Raw genomic sequence first — 264 nt, 5'->3', positions numbered from 1 at the left:
TCCCCTTAAATACTCTTCATATTGTCTTTCTAAGAAACTAATTCCCACACTATCATTTAATCCATAACCCTTTTGAAGATAAGCATCTACTTCCTCTTCGGCAATTTGTCCTGTATTTCCTAATAGAGTTTTTATTGTTTCATTATAAGGGTATTCACGAATCGCATCAGCTGCAACTTCTATCCCCGGGAGGTCACTCAGATGTTCGCTCACTTCAGCAATTTCATCTTTCGTCAAATCCTGTTTAATTGTTTGGGAAGATAA

1 pseudogene is annotated in these 264 nt (G+C 36.7%); it reads right to left on the bottom strand.

Annotated elements, in window-relative coordinates:
- Positions 1-264, bottom strand: a pseudogene (locus tag Q4550_RS23550) (peptidoglycan D,D-transpeptidase FtsI family protein); the annotation flags it as partial.

Source organism: Anaerobacillus sp. 1_MG-2023 (assembly GCF_030547345.1).
In the GTDB taxonomy this organism is placed as follows: Bacteria; Bacillota; Bacilli; order Bacillales; family Guptibacillaceae; genus Guptibacillus; species Guptibacillus hwajinpoensis_B.
The sequence above is the reverse complement of the archived record's forward strand: the minus strand, read 5'-3'. Positions and strand labels throughout refer to the sequence as shown.